Genomic DNA, 15,029 nt, shown 5'->3' with positions numbered 1-15,029 from the left:
CATTAACCCCTGGACTTGGCCTGAAGCGCTAGCAAGATACCAATAGGTACCCGAATCGCCTTCAGATCGGCCAGAGACATTTGATCCACGGCTTGACGGAGCAAATCTCGAAGATCTTGCAGCTCCTTCGTGTCACCATCTTCATGCACCGCTTGAGCGACCGCCTCGGTAGGCTGAACGGCTGCGGGTGCCTCTGCGGTCGGCCATTTCTTTGGTGCTTGCGGGCGAACACCGTCAGCCAGCACCGTGGCTTGGCTAGGTTCGAGCCCTGCTTGTTCCAACTCTTGACGCAGCTGCGTTACGATTAGCTCAGTGCGCCTGATTTCCCAAGACTTGAGATGGTTGGCTGCTTGGCTTCGGTTGTGACGCAGGCAATTGATCCACTTGGAATAGAACCAGCCGTCGTCCAACAGCTCCATCAGTTCTTCACGGAAGCCATCGTCAACCTGCTCCTGCGCATACGCTAGAGCCAGTTCCCGATAGTCGTCCACCTGCATCCTTCGCAGCGGCTTTACGTCTGACGTGAATGGCATGTTGTCCGGGGTTACGATGATCTGCTGGGCAGCATCGATGCCAAGCAAGCAACGTGCATTCGGGTTTGAGAAGTAATGCCAGAGCTCCGTACCGCTCACCGTTGTAGGTTCGACCAGCTCGCGCACAGGCTTAGTAGCCGCAAGCTTGATTCGGAACAGAAAGTCGGACTGGCGGGGCTCAACGAACTCGACAGCATCGTTCAGATCGGTCTCGACGATGCTGCGAATACCGCCTAGCGATTTGACAGTTCGGGGGGCAATAGCCTTTGCAACGAACTGCCCAAGCTGGGAGCCAAGCAGGTTAACCCCATGATTTCGCAGGTTAAACTGGAGAGAAAGTCGGATTTGTTGAATTTCAAATGCTGAGAGGCGGTTATGGCTATCCACATTTAGTCCTGACGAGCCTCACCCCAAGCATAAATATGCCTGAGATGAGTCAACAAATGAGAGTTCGTCGGTTTAGATATGCATGACGAAGCCGATCTCTTCGCCAAGGAAGGCCAGATATCCTCCATGCGCCCTACTGACAAAATGATCAGTTCTGTGTCCAACAGATAAAAAGGCATGCCCCATTTCAGTCACCCTCGGTCGAGGCGTTCTGCATCTTTTTCTGTGTTTCCTGATGCACCGAGAGAAAGGTAAGTCGCAGCAAACTTGTCCCATGCTCCGAATGACGCTACGTATCTATTGCCGCGTCACGCTGTCTGCGCCGAATGTTCACGCCTAGCTAGTAGCAAGAACACTCGTTGGATATAGAGATTTTGCATGGACTGCCACATGCTTGTCAAACCCTTAGAAACAAAGCGCAACGTGAAAGCCAAACGCCGGAAATGCTTTACAAACCGGCGACTCACAGACGCCCCGTGATTAAAGCTCGACCGAGTAGTGCCACCCAGTAAGCTTATGTGCATTCAGTGTGCCTCCGTGCATCCATTGATGCCGCAAAGCCCGCGTTGCCCTGCCTCACTGTTGAAATGCAAGGATCATTGCGCTGAGTGCTTCGAATCATGACCTACGCAGGTCACTGAAACCAAGCAAGCTAACGCTACCCACTTTGTACTCGCAAAAGCCAATCCCTGTATCCCTATCCTTCTTTCATCACGCCTCGGCTAGCTAATCCAGCCGGCGAAACATCGGGCACGTCGCAGCTGCGAACCTTATCCCCCCGTCCAACCTACCGCGCCGCGACGCCTCAAATAGAGCTGGTCTGTATCCTACCAAACGCCAGTTGCGCGCACGACGCCCCATGAGACATCATTTAGACATCATTAAGCACAAGGATGCGGTAAATGTTGGAGCGCTTTAAAAGTGATCAAGCAGAGCTGATTGAACAGCTCCTGATTCAGCCACTGGTCAAACACGACCAGGCACGTGCGAACTACTTGGCAGAGCATGGGGATCTGAAGGCTTTTCAGAGCAACGAGGAGCTAATCACTCTTGGCGAGCAGACTACAGACGTCTTCTTTTTGCTGACAGGCTCGGTGAAGATCAGCATCGGCAAACACGTCTTGGTCGAGTCGTTCGAAGCTGGCAACTATGTGGGCGAGATTGCTGCCGTCTACGTGACGTCTCGCACAAGCACGGTGAACGCTCGCGACGAGGTCGTGGCCTTGCAGCTCTCACGGGAGCATTTCAAAGCCTTTCTGCAAGAGTTTCCCCAAGCATCACACGCCTTTGCCTTGGATTTAGCAAAACGGATCGCTATCCGGAATGCCAACGTCGCCAAGCCACGTGCAAAACACCGCATTTTTGCTATTTCTTCTGCCGAAGCGCTCTCTGTCGTCCAAAGCGGCATCCAACATTTCGAACACGATTCCAGTCTGGAATACGCACCTTGGAGCATGCCGCAAATTTTCCATCTTTCCAGCTACCCCATGGATGACCTTGAGGCGGAACTGAGTCGCGCAGATTTCGCAGTGGTCATAGCTAACGATGACGACATGGTGACGTCCCGCAACCTAGAGCAATCCATGCCACGGGACAATGTCCTGTTCGAGCTTGGGCTTTTCGTGGGTCGCTTTGGACGCAAACGTACTGTACTGATGGCTCCGCAAGGGATTGACGTAAAACTCCCGAGCGACCTCAAAGGCCTGAGCATCATTTACTACCCGAAGGACATGAAGGACACTCAGGAGAATCAGGTCTGGGACAAGGTTAAACGACACTTCAGGAAGCTGCTGTAATGGACGACCATCAAATAGCGCTGGTTCGCCAAGCCGCAGTAGACGGCCTTGACGAGGCTATCCGTACTTGGAGAAAAGTCGGGATGGTCATGGACAGCATCAACGCCTCTATGGAGGCCAGAGCGGGGACTGAAAGCAACATCCCTGGTCACCCCTTCGTCACGAAAGGGGAGCCTGAAGTGACAGAGTTTGTCGCTCTCGTCGTTGACATGCGCAACTCGACTGATCGCCTGCAGAACCTCCAGAAATTTCCATCGATCAACAGCGGTTTTCAGCGAGTCTACTATGAGACCTCAGCGCTGCTCCCAGCCCTAGCCACGACCGCGCTATTCGAAGATGGCCATGTTACCGAGTACCTCGGTGACGGGGCCCTCATCCTGTTCAAGGTAGATCCAACCGATCGGCCTAAAACCGTCCGCGAGGCCTATCTCGTTGCAGATAACTGCGTAACGGGGGCGAGGCGAGTCGTCAACGAACTTTTGGCTGAGCGATTTGACCTGCCTAATCTGTCAATCGGTGCAGGGCTATCCCTGAGCCATGCAATCGTAACGCTTGTAGGTACCCCGGCATTTATGCAACCGAAGGCCATCGGGCAATGCGTCTGGGAAGCCTCCAAATTGAGCTCTGGCGTGAACACTGTTCGAGTCTCAGATAACCTCAAGAAAGCGTGGCCGAGTACGGCCTCAGGCACACTTCGCTTTGACAAGCTCCAAGACCTGCCGAAGAAATTGGTAGGATTTGAGGTTCGTAAGGGTTAAGCCACGTTTGGGGACAAAACGGACAGCTCTATTCTTTGTGGTGGTCTGCATCAGGCTTCACTGCGGACTTCACTGGGAACTTCACTGCGGATTAGGCTCCATGCCAAAGTCCGCACCCACTCGAACGAAAAGAATCACCTGCTCGTAGCAATCGGCACGCGGGGCTCCTTTGGCAGTGACTTCTTGGCTTCTTGGCTTCTTGGCTCATTTCCCACCCGCGCAGATGGATCGAAAAGATCCCGTACATGCTTTATCAGCGCTCGCCAGTCCAGGGAATCGGTGTTCCTTGGTCATCGGCACACCGAAACTCAACAGGCCCAGCAGCGTCAGTACAGGCTCTATAAGCGTGTCATAAACCCACTGTGGGGTTTCAGTTCTGGAGTGTCAGTTCTGGGTGTCAGCTATGGCGGCGTACAACGAAAAGATCCGCGACTTACTCCTGGTCTGAGTCGGAAATTTCGTACCGTTTAGACGTGACAGTGCCGTGTTAGGCATGACGGTGTCGTGTTGTGCAGGACAGTGGCGTGGCTGAAAAGGCCAAAACTATATGGCATTTCGCGCTTTGCAGGGCGTGGGAAGAAACTCAAAGATTTTAGTTTAGAGCCAGGGGATAGATCGGCTGAAGGCTGGAGGCGGCTGGATGCCTATGGGGAGAGCGGGGAATCAGAGGAAAGAGGGGAAAAGCGTTTTTGACAACATTCGGGTTATTTTTTGCTAATTAGCAAAACTTGAAATTCATCGACGCACAGTTTTTTGCGCAGACGCTGGGAACGGTTAGTCGCCATTGGAACAATCCTCATAAGTAATAACGGGCGGCACTTTAGCAGTTTAAGCCGCTAATTGCCCGACTCTCTGGGGCGCGTCGCTGACCGTCGGTAAAAAAATTGCGGATTAGAGGGCCTCGGCAAGGCACAAGCCGTTACACCTTGGGGCATAATGCCGACACTTTCATGACCACTGAGGGAATTTATCTTCATGCCCTCGCCTTTTTTCCCCTCGAATGCAGGGTTCTATTTCACATGATCAAATCTTTGCGTCCCTTGTTGCTGGCCGGTTTCCTTCTTCCTCTGGCCTTCTCCGTTTCCGCCGCCTCCATCAACACCGGTCTGTCCCCCAACGTCGAAAAAGCCCTCAAGGCCAGCAAGCTTCCGGACAGCGCTCTGTCGCTGGTAATGATTCCGTTGAACGGCCCGGGCACGCCGACCATTTACAACGCCGACGTTTCGGTCAACCCGGCCTCGACCATGAAGCTGGTAACCACCTATGCCGCGCTGGAAATGCTCGGTCCGAACCATCAGTGGAAAACCGAGTTCTACACCGACGGCACCCTCAGCGGCGGCATCCTCAACGGCAACCTCTACCTAAAGGGTGGCGGTGATCCGAAACTGAACATGGAAAAACTCTGGCTGCTGATGCGTGACCTGCGCGCCAACGGCGTGACGCAAATCACTGGCGACCTGGTGCTCGACCGCAGTTTCTTCGTGCAACCGCAACTGCCGGAGTTCAACGACGACGGCAATGACGAGAACAAACCGTTCCTGGTCAAACCCGACTCGCTGATGGTCAACCTCAAGGCCTTGCGCTTCGTGGCGCGCAACGACAACGGCCGGGTGCTGGTGTCGGTGGAACCGCCGATTGCCAGCATCAATATTGAAAACCAGGTCAAAGCGGTCAATTCCAAGCAATGCACCGGTGGCGTGCGTTACAACCCGGTGACCCAGGCCGATGGCAGCGTGACCGTGACGGTCGGCGGTCAGTTGGGCGATGGCTGCAGCTCGCAGACGTATCTGTCGCTGCTCGACCACGCAACCTACACCGCCGGTGCCGTGCGGGCGATCTGGAAGGAACTGGGCGGCAGCATCCAGGGCAAGGATCGTCTGGCGCCAACGCCGAGCAACGCCAAAGTGCTGGCCCGGGCCTACTCGCCGGATCTGGCGGAAATCATTCGCGACATCAACAAATACAGCAACAACACCATGGCTCAGCAGTTGTTCCTGAGCCTGGGCCAGAAATTCCGCACCGACGCCGACGGTGACGACGCCAAGGCTGCCCAGCGCGTGGTGCGTCAGTGGCTGGCGAAGAAAGGCATCACCGCGCCGCACCTGGTGATGGAGAACGGCTCCGGCCTGTCTCGCGCCGAACGTGTGAGCGCCCGTGAAATGGCGGCGATGCTGCAAGCCGCGTGGCGCAGCCCCTACTCCGCCGAGTTCATCAGCTCGATGCCGATTGCCGGCACCGACGGCACCATGCGCAAACGCCTGAAAACCACGGCGATGCGCGGCGAAGCCCACGTCAAAACCGGCACCCTGAACACCGTGCGCGCGATCTCCGGCTTCAGCCGTGACGTCAATGGCAACACCTGGGCGGTGGTGGCGATTCTCAACGACAAGGCCCCGTTTGGCGCATCGTCGGTACTGGATCAAGTGCTGCTGGACCTGTATCGCCAGCCGAAAGTGCCGGAAACAGCTTCGGTGCTCTAACCCCGATCTACACGACACAACAGATCCAATGTAGGAGCGGGCTTGCCCGCGATGAGCGTGTGTCAGTCGAGATCAATGTTGACTGGCAAACCGCATTCGCGAGCAGGCTCGCTCCTACAGGGTCAGCATGAAGGCTTAGTTCATCTCTCCTTCAACGCGATCCCGTCCCGCCTGCTTCGCCGCATAAACCCCAGAATCCGCCCGCAGCAACAGCGCATCCGCGCCTTCCCCGACTCGCCAACTGGCAATCCCGAAACTCGCGGTAACCACCCCGACGCCTTCGATCGGTGAACTGCGCAAGCCTTGCCACAGCTGTAAGGCCAGGACATGGGCATGCTCTGCGTCGATGTCCGGGCACAGCACCATGAATTCCTCACCACCCAGGCGACAGAACACGTCAGTACGTCGCAGACGATGACCGATGCGTTCGCACACGACCTGCAACACCCGGTCGCCCACGGCATGGCCATGCTGGTCATTGATGCGCTTGAAGTGGTCGATGTCGAGCATGATCACCGACAACTCGCCACCACCGCGCTCTACCCGGGCCATCTCAGTGGTCAGGCGTTCTTGAAAGTAGCGACGGTTGTGAATTCCGGTCAGAGAGTCGGTAATCGACAGCGCCCGCAGCTCTTCTTCCACCCGCTTCAGGTCGGAAATGTCCGAGATGTAACCATGCCAGAGCACGCCGCCGCCCGGCAGTTCCTCCGGGGTCGCCTCGCCGCGCACCCAGCGCAGGCCGCGTTGAGGCAGCTGTACCCGGTATTCCTCGCGCCACGGGCTGAGGGTGTCCGCCGACGCGCGGATCGAGGCGCGAACGCGGGTCGTGTCCTGTGGATGAATCCGCGTGAAAATCGCTTCCGCGTTGAGCAGCAGCACATCCGGCTCGAGTTCGTAGATCTCGCGAATCCCGTCGCTGGCGTAGATCACGCTGAAGCGACCGTCGAATTCCATCTTGAATTGATAAATGCCACCGGGCACATGGGCGCTGAGTTTTTTCAGCAACAGGTCGCGCGCAGCCAGGGCTTCGTGGACACGCTTGCGTTCGGTGATGTCGATGCAGACCGCCAGATGCCCGACCCACAGGCCCTGCTCGTCAAGGACCGGGGTCGCGAGCATGTTCACGGTCAAATGGCTGCCATCCTGACGGACCAGTGTCCACTCCCGCGCTTCGTGACCGCCCTCCTCTGCGCCTTCGACCAACATCGCCTGACAGGTCGGAATCGGCTTACCATACCGCGCACTCAATTCTGCCGAGCGTGCGACCAGCTCTCGGGGAAAGTGCAGGTTTTCCAGGGTCATGCGCCCCACCACTTCCGCGCTGGGGTAACCCAGCATTTGCTCGGCCCCGGCGTTGAAGGTGCTGATGACGCCACGCAGGTCCGTGGCGATGATCGCCACCTGGGTCGCCGCATTCAGTACGCCGCGCAACTGGCCGTGAGTGCCGCGCAATTCCTGCTCGCGGGCGTGCAGTTCCTGGGTGCGCTGCTCGACCATTTTCAGTGCGCGCTGGCGTTGGCTGACCAACACGTAGAGCAGCGCACTGAACAGCACACTGAGCAAACCACCGAGCACCACCAGGCTGGTCACTGAGGAATGGTTGGCTTTCAGAAAGGCTTCGCTGGGCAGGATATCGACTTGATAGTCGTGGTCGGCCATACGCAACAGGCGTGTCGCGGACAATTCACTGGGCGCAGGCGAGTTATAGGACTCGTAAAGCACTTCATGCTGATCGTCGGTGGACAGGTCGAGGATGCGCACCGAAAGATAGTCATAACTGGCCTCCGGCAACCCGTCCGCCAGCAACTGACGCATGCTGATCACGGCCATGACATAACCGTAGGGTTTGGCGCTTGGCGTCGCCGCATCACTCTGACGCTTCACCGGCGCTACCAGCAGCACGCCACGCGCATACGCCGGCTCAATACCCACCAGATGCATCGGCTGCGAGACGGCCATGCTGCCCAACTTGTCGGCCCGATCAAGGGTGGCGCGGCGTAACGGCTGGGCAAACAAGTCGTACCCCAGCGGCGAGCCGAGTCGGCTTCGGGTCTGGCTGTAGAGCACCGCCACGTATTCATCCCGTTCGGCGGCCAATTGCAGCTGGCCCTCGGCATTGAGCTCACGCAGTGTGAAGTCGTTCAAACCTTCTTCTTCGCGCACCTTGCGCTCGAACTCCGCCCGCTCGGCACGGGTGACCCGCGCCGCGAATGAATACGCCTGCGTGCGGTGCAGCAACGGTTGGGTGTAGCCGTCGAACTCCTCGCGCGAGACCGACTCGGAATTGGCGAAGAACCGGCGCAGGCCGTCAAGGCGCTGCTCCTGATCTTCGAAACGTTCTTCGATGCGGCTGTAACGTTCGCTGGCGAGCAGCTGGAAACGTTGCCGTAATTGATGGTGATACAGATTCAGCGTCGACCAGGCCAGCAATCCCGTGAGAATCCCACCGACGAGCAATACCAGCAGCGCGACCAGCCAGGCCGAGACATCTTCACTGATAAAACCCAGGATCTTGGGACGCACGGCGTGCAACGACATAAACGCAACTCAAAACGCCAGGTGCGGGAAAGCCCATTGGCCATGAGTTGAGTTATAGCTATTAGCCACTAATTTGACCAGCACAGAAAGAACCAAAGAGCCTTTAAAAATCAAGGCTCTGTGGATCCAATCACTTATCCGTCAACGCGCTGTGATTTTCCAGGCACGGTGGATCTTGCCATTACGGGCGAAATCCGGATCGATGGTCTGGGCGGTGATTTCTTCAACGGCATAACGCGCGGCGAGGTTTTCCTCGAGCGCGAACTTGCGGAAGTTGTTGGAGAAGTACAACACGCCACCCGGCGCCAAGCGCGCCATGGCCAGATCGATCAATTGCACCTGATCGCGCTGTACGTCGAAGATCCCTTCCATGCGCTTGGAGTTGGAGAATGTTGGCGGGTCGATGAAGATCAGGTCGTACTCGTCACGGCAGGCATCGAGCCACGCCATCACGTCACCCTGCTCCAGACGGTTCTTGTCGGAGAAACCGTTCAGCGACAGGTTGCGACGCGCCCAGTCCAGGTAGGTTTTCGACAGGTCGACGCTGGTGGTGCTGCGCGCGCCGCCCTTGGCCGCGTGAACGCTGGCGGTCGCGGTGTAGCAATACAGGTTAAGGAAGCGCTTGCCGGCCGCCTCTTTCTGGATGCGCATACGCATTGGGCGGTGGTCGAGGAACAGCCCGGTGTCGAGGTAGTCGGTGAGGTTGACCAGCAGCTTCACGCCGCCTTCGTTGACCTCGACAAACTTGCCCTGCGCCGCTTGGCGTTCGTACTGCTTGGTGCCGCTCTGACGCTCGCGGCGCTTGACCACCACGCGGCTCTTGTCGATGTTCAAGGCCTGCGGAATCGCCGCCAAGGCATCGAACATGCGTGCCGACGCTTTTTCCGGGTCGATGGACTTCGGCGCGGCGTATTCCTGGACATGGACCCAATCCTGATACAGGTCGATGGCCATGGAATATTCCGGCATGTCGGCATCGTAGACGCGGTAGCAATCAATGCCCTCGCGCTTGACCCACTTGCCCAACGCCTTGAGGTTCTTTTGCAGGCGGTTGGCGAACATCTGCCCGCCTTCGCTCAAGCGCGGCTGCTCGATCACCACCGGGGCCGGTTTGATCGGGTTGCCGTTCTTGTTGTACTTCTCGTATTTGCCTGGCGCTACGTCGTTGTCGGCGACTTCGATTTCGGCTTGAACTTGTTCACGCTCGACCTGACGCTGTTCCGGGGTGCGACGCTCGCCGGTGACGAACTGGTCCGGCGTGACTTTGATCAGCAGCAATTTGCACGGCAAGGCGCCGTTCCAGAACGAATACTGTTTGTGGCTGCGGATGCCCATGCGCTTGCCCAGGTCCGGCGCGCCGGTGAACACCGCCGCTTCCCAGTTCAGGCAGGCCTGACGCAGACGCTCGCCAAGGTTCTGGTAGAGGTAGAGCAGGCTCGCCTCGTCGCCCAGACGCTCGCCGTATGGCGGGTTGCAGATGACCAGACCTTTCTGGTTCTGGTCCGGACGCGGCTCGAACGTGCCGACTTCGCCCTGGTAGATCTTGATCCACTCACTCAGGCCTGCACGTTCGACGTTGTTGCGGCCTGGTTGAATCAGGCGCGGATCGGCTTCGTAACCGCGAATCCACAGCGGTGGCTTGGCCAGACCGGCGGCAGCGCGTTCGGTGGCTTCTTCGTGAAGTTTTTTCCACAGCGCCGGCACGTGGCCGAGCCAGGCGGTGAAGCCCCACTGCTCGCGACGCAGGTTCGGCGCCATGTCGGCGGCGATCATCGCGGCTTCGACGAGGAACGTGCCGACACCGCACATCGGGTCAGCCAGTGCGCCGCCATCGGCCGCAATGCGTGGCCAGCCGGAACGGATCAGGATCGCGGCCGCGAGGTTTTCCTTCAGCGGCGCCGCGCCCTGCTGCAAACGATAACCGCGCTGGTGCAGGCTGTGGCCGGAGAGGTCGAGGGACAAAATGGCTTCGCCACGGTCCAGGCGCAGGTGAATGCGCAGGTCCGGGTTGAGCTTGTCGATGGACGGACGATCGCCCTGCGGAGTGCGCAGTTTGTCGACGATGGCGTCTTTGACTTTCAAGGCGCCGAAGTGCGTGTTGTCGATGCCCGAGCCGTGGCCGCTGAACTCTACGGCCAGGGTGCCGTCGTTGAGCATGTGGTCTTGCCACTCGATGTCGAGCACGCCGTGGTACAGGTCTTCGGCGTCCTTCATCGGGAAACGCTTGAGCACCAGCAGCACCCGGTTCGCCAGACGCGACCACAGGCACAGGCGATAAGCGGTTTCCATGGTGGCCATGCCGCGCACGGCAGAGGTGTGCTCACGTGCTTCTTCAAGGCCAAGCCCGACGGCTTCCTCGATCAGCAGGCCTTCAAGGCCTTTGGGGCAAGTGAGGAAGATTTCGAATTGATCGGACATTGGAATTTCAGAGCCTTTAGCTAAGTGAACCGGCAACGCATTGCCGGCCCGGTTTTCAATCAGGCGCTTTTCTAAAAGAGCGCCCGCGTGGCACGAAGGTGTGCCGTCCCACCTGTGCTGCTCAGGTTAGAAGAGCTTAGATGCACAGGCAGATAAAAAAGTTGATGCAACAAAATGTCATAAGTCGACCCTTCGTCGAATAATCCTGCTGCTTAACAGGAGCCATTCTCACAAAGGATTAACTCCATCATTCTGTGGGGGGCCGATCATACAGGGCTTTGACCAATAAACACGGGACAAACATCGTGTTACTTATGGCCTTAGCATCTTTATGGTTACGTTCTTATGACAAAACGATCATTCCCTCGATGTGACGCATTGGTTAGAACTCAACACAGGTTGACGCCGCAACGACGTCAACACCTTGGCTCGCGACGCCGGCAGCGAGCCCCAACGGCAGGAGTTTTTCTGCCAGACCTCAATTGAGGTCGACGCGATAAATACAGTCAACAAGTGAGGGCAACACCCTATGAGAAGACTTAAGCGTGATCCGTTGGAAAGAGCATTTTTGCGCGGATATCAATATGGCGTTGGTGGCAAATCCCGTGAGCTTTGCCCATTTACTCTACCGTCGGTACGCCAAGCCTGGATTAACGGCTGGCGAGAAGGACGCGGCGACAACTGGGACGGTATGACCGGCACTGCGGGAATCCACAGACTCAACGAACTTCACGCCGTCGGCTAACACAGGGCACACACTCCGACACGACAATCTGGTTACGTAACGACTTAACACGCACGCCCCATCCGGGCGGCGGGCTCCGGCCCAGGGGCTCCTTCGAGGAGCCCTTTTTTATGCCTGCAAAAACCTTCCGCGAGTGAAATCGATCTTGTGGCGAGGGAGCTTGCTCCCGCTGGGCTGCGAAGCAGCCTCCAAACACTCAACATTGTTTGTCAGGAAAAACTCGACTGCTTCGCAGCCGAGCGGGAGCAAGCTCCCTCGCCACAAAAGCCCGCTCACAGAGGGTTCAGCGCAGGGCGGCGATGGCGTCGACGGATTCGCGAATCAGCGCCGGGCCTTTGTAGATGAAGCCGGAATAGAGCTGCACCAGGCTAGCACCCGCAGCGATTTTCTCGGCCGCGTGCTTGCCTTCGGTAATGCCGCCCACGGCGATGATCGGCAAGCGACCGGCCAGTTCCGCTGCCAGCACCTTCACGGTGTGGGTGCTCTTGTCGCGAACCGGTGCGCCGGACAGACCGCCCGCTTCGTCACCATGCTCCATGCCTTCAACGCCTACGCGGCTCAGGGTGGTGTTGGTGGCGATCACCGCGTCCATCCCGGTTTCGATCAACGCTTGCGCGACCTGCGCGGTTTCTTCATCGGTCATGTCCGGCGCGATCTTGATCGCCAGCGGTACATGTTTGCCGTGGCGCAACGCCAGTTCTGCGCGACGGGTCGCCAGATCGGCGAGCAATTGCTTGAGCGAATCGCCGAATTGCAGGCTGCGCAGGCCAGGGGTGTTCGGCGAACTGACGTTGACCGTCACGTAGCTGGCATGGGCGTAGACCTTATCCAGGCAGATCAGGTAATCGTCGACCGCACGCTCAACCGGCGTATCGAAGTTCTTGCCGATGTTGATGCCCAGCACGCCCTTGTACTTGGCCGCCGCCACGCGCGCCAGCAGGTGATCGACGCCGAGGTTGTTGAACCCCATGCGGTTGATGATCGCCTCGGCCTCCGGCAGGCGGAAAATCCGTGGCTTCGGGTTGCCCGGCTGCGGACGCGGGGTGATGGTGCCGATTTCGACAAAACCGAAACCCAGCTGGGCAAACCCGTCGATGGCCGCGCCGTTCTTGTCCAGACCGGCCGCCAAACCTACCGGGTTCGGAAATTCCAGGCCCATGACGTTCACCGGCATTTTCGCCGGCGCCTTGCACAGCAAACCGTTGAGGCCCAAACGCCCGCCCGCGCCGATCAGGTCCAGGGACAGATCGTGGGAGGTTTCCGGGGAAAGTTTGAACAACAGCTGACGGGCCAGGGTGTACATGGGCGGTTTTGACTCGAATGGCGGCGAAATGAGGCGGCGATTATAGCCGGGCATCGGTGTCGCAAGCGAGGCGCGCGACAAAATCAGCGGGCGGTGGCATATGCCTTGCACCATCACTGACATCAGCACTCATGCCAACGGCGGGATGAGTCGAAAGACAAAGGCGTCGTCACTTGGCCTTGCCCCGGCAAGCAGCCCGGTACGGCGCTTTTTTTTGGAAGGTGTTTAGCCATGAATGAAACCACAGCGGGGCCACTGGCCTGGGTCAATGGCAGCGATGCCCCGGAAAAAACTGAAATCAATCTCGGCTTCATGGCCCTGAGTGATTGCGCCTCGGTGGTGGTCGCGGCCACGCAGGGTTTCGCGCAGCCTTATGGCCTGACCCTGAACCTCAAGCGCCAGTCGTCCTGGGCCAACCTGCGGGACAAACTGGTCAGCGGCGAACTCGACGCCGCCCACAGCCTGTACGGCTTGATCTACGCCGTGCACCTGGGCATCGGCGGCGTGGCGCCGACCGACATGGCGGTGCTCATGGGCCTGAACCAGAACGGCCAGAGCATCAACCTTTCTCATGGTTTGCAGGCCTTGGGGGTGACCAGTCCTGAAGCACTGGACCGGCGCGTGCACCAAAGTCGCCCAAAACTGACCTTCGCCCAGACATTTCCGACAGGCACCCACGCCATGTGGCTGTATTACTGGCTCGCGAGTCAGGGCATTCATCCGTTACAGGATGTCGACAGTGTGGTGGTGCCGCCGCCGCAAATGGTCGCGCACCTGCAAGCCGGGCGCATTGATGGTTTCTGCGTCGGCGAACCGTGGTCCGCCAGCGCGGTGAAGCAGAACCTAGGGTTCACCATGGCAACGACCCAGGCCATCTGGCCCGATCACCCGGAAAAAGTCCTCGGCTGCACCCGCGCCTTTGTCGAGCAGTACCCCAACACCGCCCGGGCGTTGGTGATGGCGATCCTCGAAGCCAGTCGCTTCATCGAAGACAGCAACGAAAACCGCCGCAGCACCGCGAAGCTATTGAGCGCGCCCGAATACCTTGACGCACCGCTCGATTGCATCGAACCGCGCTTGCTCGGCGACTACGCCGATGGCCTCGGCAATCGCTGGCAGGACCCGCACGCGCTGCGCTTCCATGCGGGCGGTGAGGTCAACGTGCCGTACTTGTCCGATGGCATGTGGTTCATGACACAGTTCCGCCGCTGGGGCTTGTTGCGCGACGACCCGGATTACCTCGGGGTGGCCCGTGAGGTCCAGCAACTGGACGTGTACCGTGAGGCCGCCAGCGCAGTCGGTGTTGCCACCGAGGGTGAGGACATGCGCAGCAGCCAGTTGATTGACGGAAAAATCTGGGACGGCTCCGACCCGGTCGGCTATGCCCGCAGTTTCAAGCTGCACGCCATGAGCGACAGCTCGCCCCTTCTCGCCAGCCGCTGACAGGAGACTGCGAATATGTTGCGTATCCTGCTGATCAACGACACTGCGAAGAAAGTCGGTCGCCTGAAAGCGGCCCTGACCGAAGCCGGGTTCGAGGTGATCGACGAGTCGGGCCTGACCATCGACCTGCCCGCGCGCGTCGAAACAGTGCGCCCGGACGTGATCCTGATCGATACCGAGTCACCGAGCCGCGATGTGATGGAACAAGTGGTGCTCGTGAGTCGCGACCAACCGCGGCCGATTGTGATGTTTACCGATGAACACGACCCCGACGTGATGCGTCAGGCGATCAAGTCCGGGGTCAGTGCCTACATCGTCGAAGGCATTCACGCACAACGCTTGCAGCCGATTCTCGACGTCGCCATGGCACGCTTTGAAAGCGACCAGGCCCTGCGCGCCCAGCTCAACGCCCGCGACCAGCAACTGGCCGAGCGCAAGCGCATCGAACTGGCCAAGGGGCTGTTGATGAAGATGAAGGACTGCAACGAGGAAGAGGCCTACACCCTCATGCGCCGCCAGGCCATGAGCCGGCAGCAGAAGCTGATTCAAGTGGCGGAGCAAATTATTGCCATGAGTGAGCTGCTCGGCTGAAGCCCTGTGGTGAATGCTCTATCGCCTTCGCGAGCAA

10 protein-coding genes are annotated in these 15,029 nt (G+C 58.5%); 6 read left to right on the top strand and 4 right to left on the bottom strand.

What is annotated here, in order from left to right:
- Positions 1-2 precede the first annotated feature (2 nt).
- Positions 3-920 carry a hypothetical protein gene (locus tag ACA075_RS10025; protein WP_497298314.1) on the bottom strand — a complete coding sequence of 306 codons (918 nt, stop codon included), beginning with the start codon at positions 918-920 and terminating at the stop codon, positions 3-5.
- 902 nt (positions 921-1,822) lie between these two features.
- Between ACA075_RS10025 and ACA075_RS10020 the strand changes: the two genes are divergently transcribed.
- The 3 genes from ACA075_RS10020 (at position 1,823) to dacB (ending at position 5,954) form a co-directional block, all read left to right on the top strand.
- Positions 1,823-2,716 carry a TIR domain-containing protein gene (locus ACA075_RS10020; protein ID WP_497298313.1) on the top strand — a complete coding sequence of 298 codons (894 nt, stop codon included), beginning with the start codon at positions 1,823-1,825 and terminating at the stop codon, positions 2,714-2,716.
- Positions 2,716-3,474: a hypothetical protein gene (locus ACA075_RS10015; RefSeq protein WP_497298312.1), complete on the top strand. Its 759-nt coding sequence runs from the start codon at positions 2,716-2,718 to the stop codon at positions 3,472-3,474. Before ACA075_RS10020 ends, ACA075_RS10015 begins: the two co-directional genes overlap by 1 nt.
- A 1,019-nt stretch (positions 3,475-4,493) precedes the next feature.
- Complete coding sequence (gene dacB / locus ACA075_RS10010) at positions 4,494-5,954, top strand: D-alanyl-D-alanine carboxypeptidase/D-alanyl-D-alanine endopeptidase (RefSeq protein WP_497298311.1); 1,461 nt, start codon at positions 4,494-4,496, stop codon at positions 5,952-5,954.
- Positions 5,955-6,089: 135 nt separating this feature from the next.
- On the opposite strand, the gene ACA075_RS10005 is transcribed toward dacB, so the two are convergent.
- Positions 6,090-8,492 (bottom strand): sensor domain-containing diguanylate cyclase, encoded by a 2,403-nt coding sequence (locus ACA075_RS10005; protein ID WP_497298309.1) that lies wholly within the window; start codon positions 8,490-8,492, stop codon positions 6,090-6,092.
- A gap of 141 nt (positions 8,493-8,633) precedes the next feature.
- Complete coding sequence (gene rlmKL, locus ACA075_RS10000) at positions 8,634-10,910, bottom strand: bifunctional 23S rRNA (guanine(2069)-N(7))-methyltransferase RlmK/23S rRNA (guanine(2445)-N(2))-methyltransferase RlmL (RefSeq protein WP_497298308.1); 2,277 nt, start codon at positions 10,908-10,910, stop codon at positions 8,634-8,636.
- Between the two features lie 529 nt (positions 10,911-11,439).
- On the opposite strand from rlmKL, the gene rmf reads away from it, so the two are divergent.
- Positions 11,440-11,655, top strand: a complete 216-nt coding sequence (rmf, locus tag ACA075_RS09995) for a ribosome modulation factor (RefSeq protein WP_003223300.1) — start codon at positions 11,440-11,442, stop codon at positions 11,653-11,655.
- 283 nt (positions 11,656-11,938) lie between these two features.
- On the opposite strand, the gene ACA075_RS09990 is transcribed toward rmf, so the two are convergent.
- Entirely contained in the window at positions 11,939-12,958 is a 1,020-nt protein-coding gene (locus ACA075_RS09990) for a quinone-dependent dihydroorotate dehydrogenase (protein WP_497298307.1), read from the bottom strand.
- Positions 12,959-13,189: 231 nt separating this feature from the next.
- Here ACA075_RS09990 and ACA075_RS09985 point away from each other — a divergent pair, with 231 nt between their 5' ends.
- Positions 13,190-14,401 (top strand): CmpA/NrtA family ABC transporter substrate-binding protein, encoded by a 1,212-nt coding sequence (locus ACA075_RS09985; RefSeq protein WP_497298306.1) that lies wholly within the window; start codon positions 13,190-13,192, stop codon positions 14,399-14,401.
- A 15-nt stretch (positions 14,402-14,416) separates the two neighbouring features.
- Positions 14,417-14,992, top strand: coding sequence for an ANTAR domain-containing response regulator (locus tag ACA075_RS09980; RefSeq protein ID WP_008146285.1), 576 nt, complete (start codon positions 14,417-14,419; stop codon positions 14,990-14,992).
- Positions 14,993-15,029 lie beyond the last annotated feature (37 nt).

Source organism: Pseudomonas sp. LBUM1663, from assembly GCF_059695905.1.
This window is presented reverse-complemented; position numbering and strand designations above follow the sequence as displayed.

Excerpts from the sequence above, each read along its gene's own strand:
- ACA075_RS09985 (WP_497298306.1), top strand. The coding sequence starts at position 13,190 with ATGAATGAAACCACAGCGGGGCCACTGGCCTGGGTCAATGGCAGCGAT.
- rmf (WP_003223300.1), top strand. The coding sequence starts at position 11,440 with ATGAGAAGACTTAAGCGTGATCCGTTGGAAAGAGCATTTTTGCGCGGA.
- dacB (WP_497298311.1), top strand. The coding sequence starts at position 4,494 with ATGATCAAATCTTTGCGTCCCTTGTTGCTGGCCGGTTTCCTTCTTCCT.
- ACA075_RS10020 (WP_497298313.1), top strand. The coding sequence starts at position 1,823 with ATGTTGGAGCGCTTTAAAAGTGATCAAGCAGAGCTGATTGAACAGCTC.
- ACA075_RS10005 (WP_497298309.1), bottom strand. The coding sequence starts at position 8,492 with ATGTCGTTGCACGCCGTGCGTCCCAAGATCCTGGGTTTTATCAGTGAA.
- ACA075_RS09980 (WP_008146285.1), top strand. The coding sequence starts at position 14,417 with ATGTTGCGTATCCTGCTGATCAACGACACTGCGAAGAAAGTCGGTCGC.
- rlmKL (WP_497298308.1), bottom strand. The coding sequence starts at position 10,910 with ATGTCCGATCAATTCGAAATCTTCCTCACTTGCCCCAAAGGCCTTGAA.
- ACA075_RS09990 (WP_497298307.1), bottom strand. The coding sequence starts at position 12,958 with ATGTACACCCTGGCCCGTCAGCTGTTGTTCAAACTTTCCCCGGAAACC.
- ACA075_RS10015 (WP_497298312.1), top strand. The coding sequence starts at position 2,716 with ATGGACGACCATCAAATAGCGCTGGTTCGCCAAGCCGCAGTAGACGGC.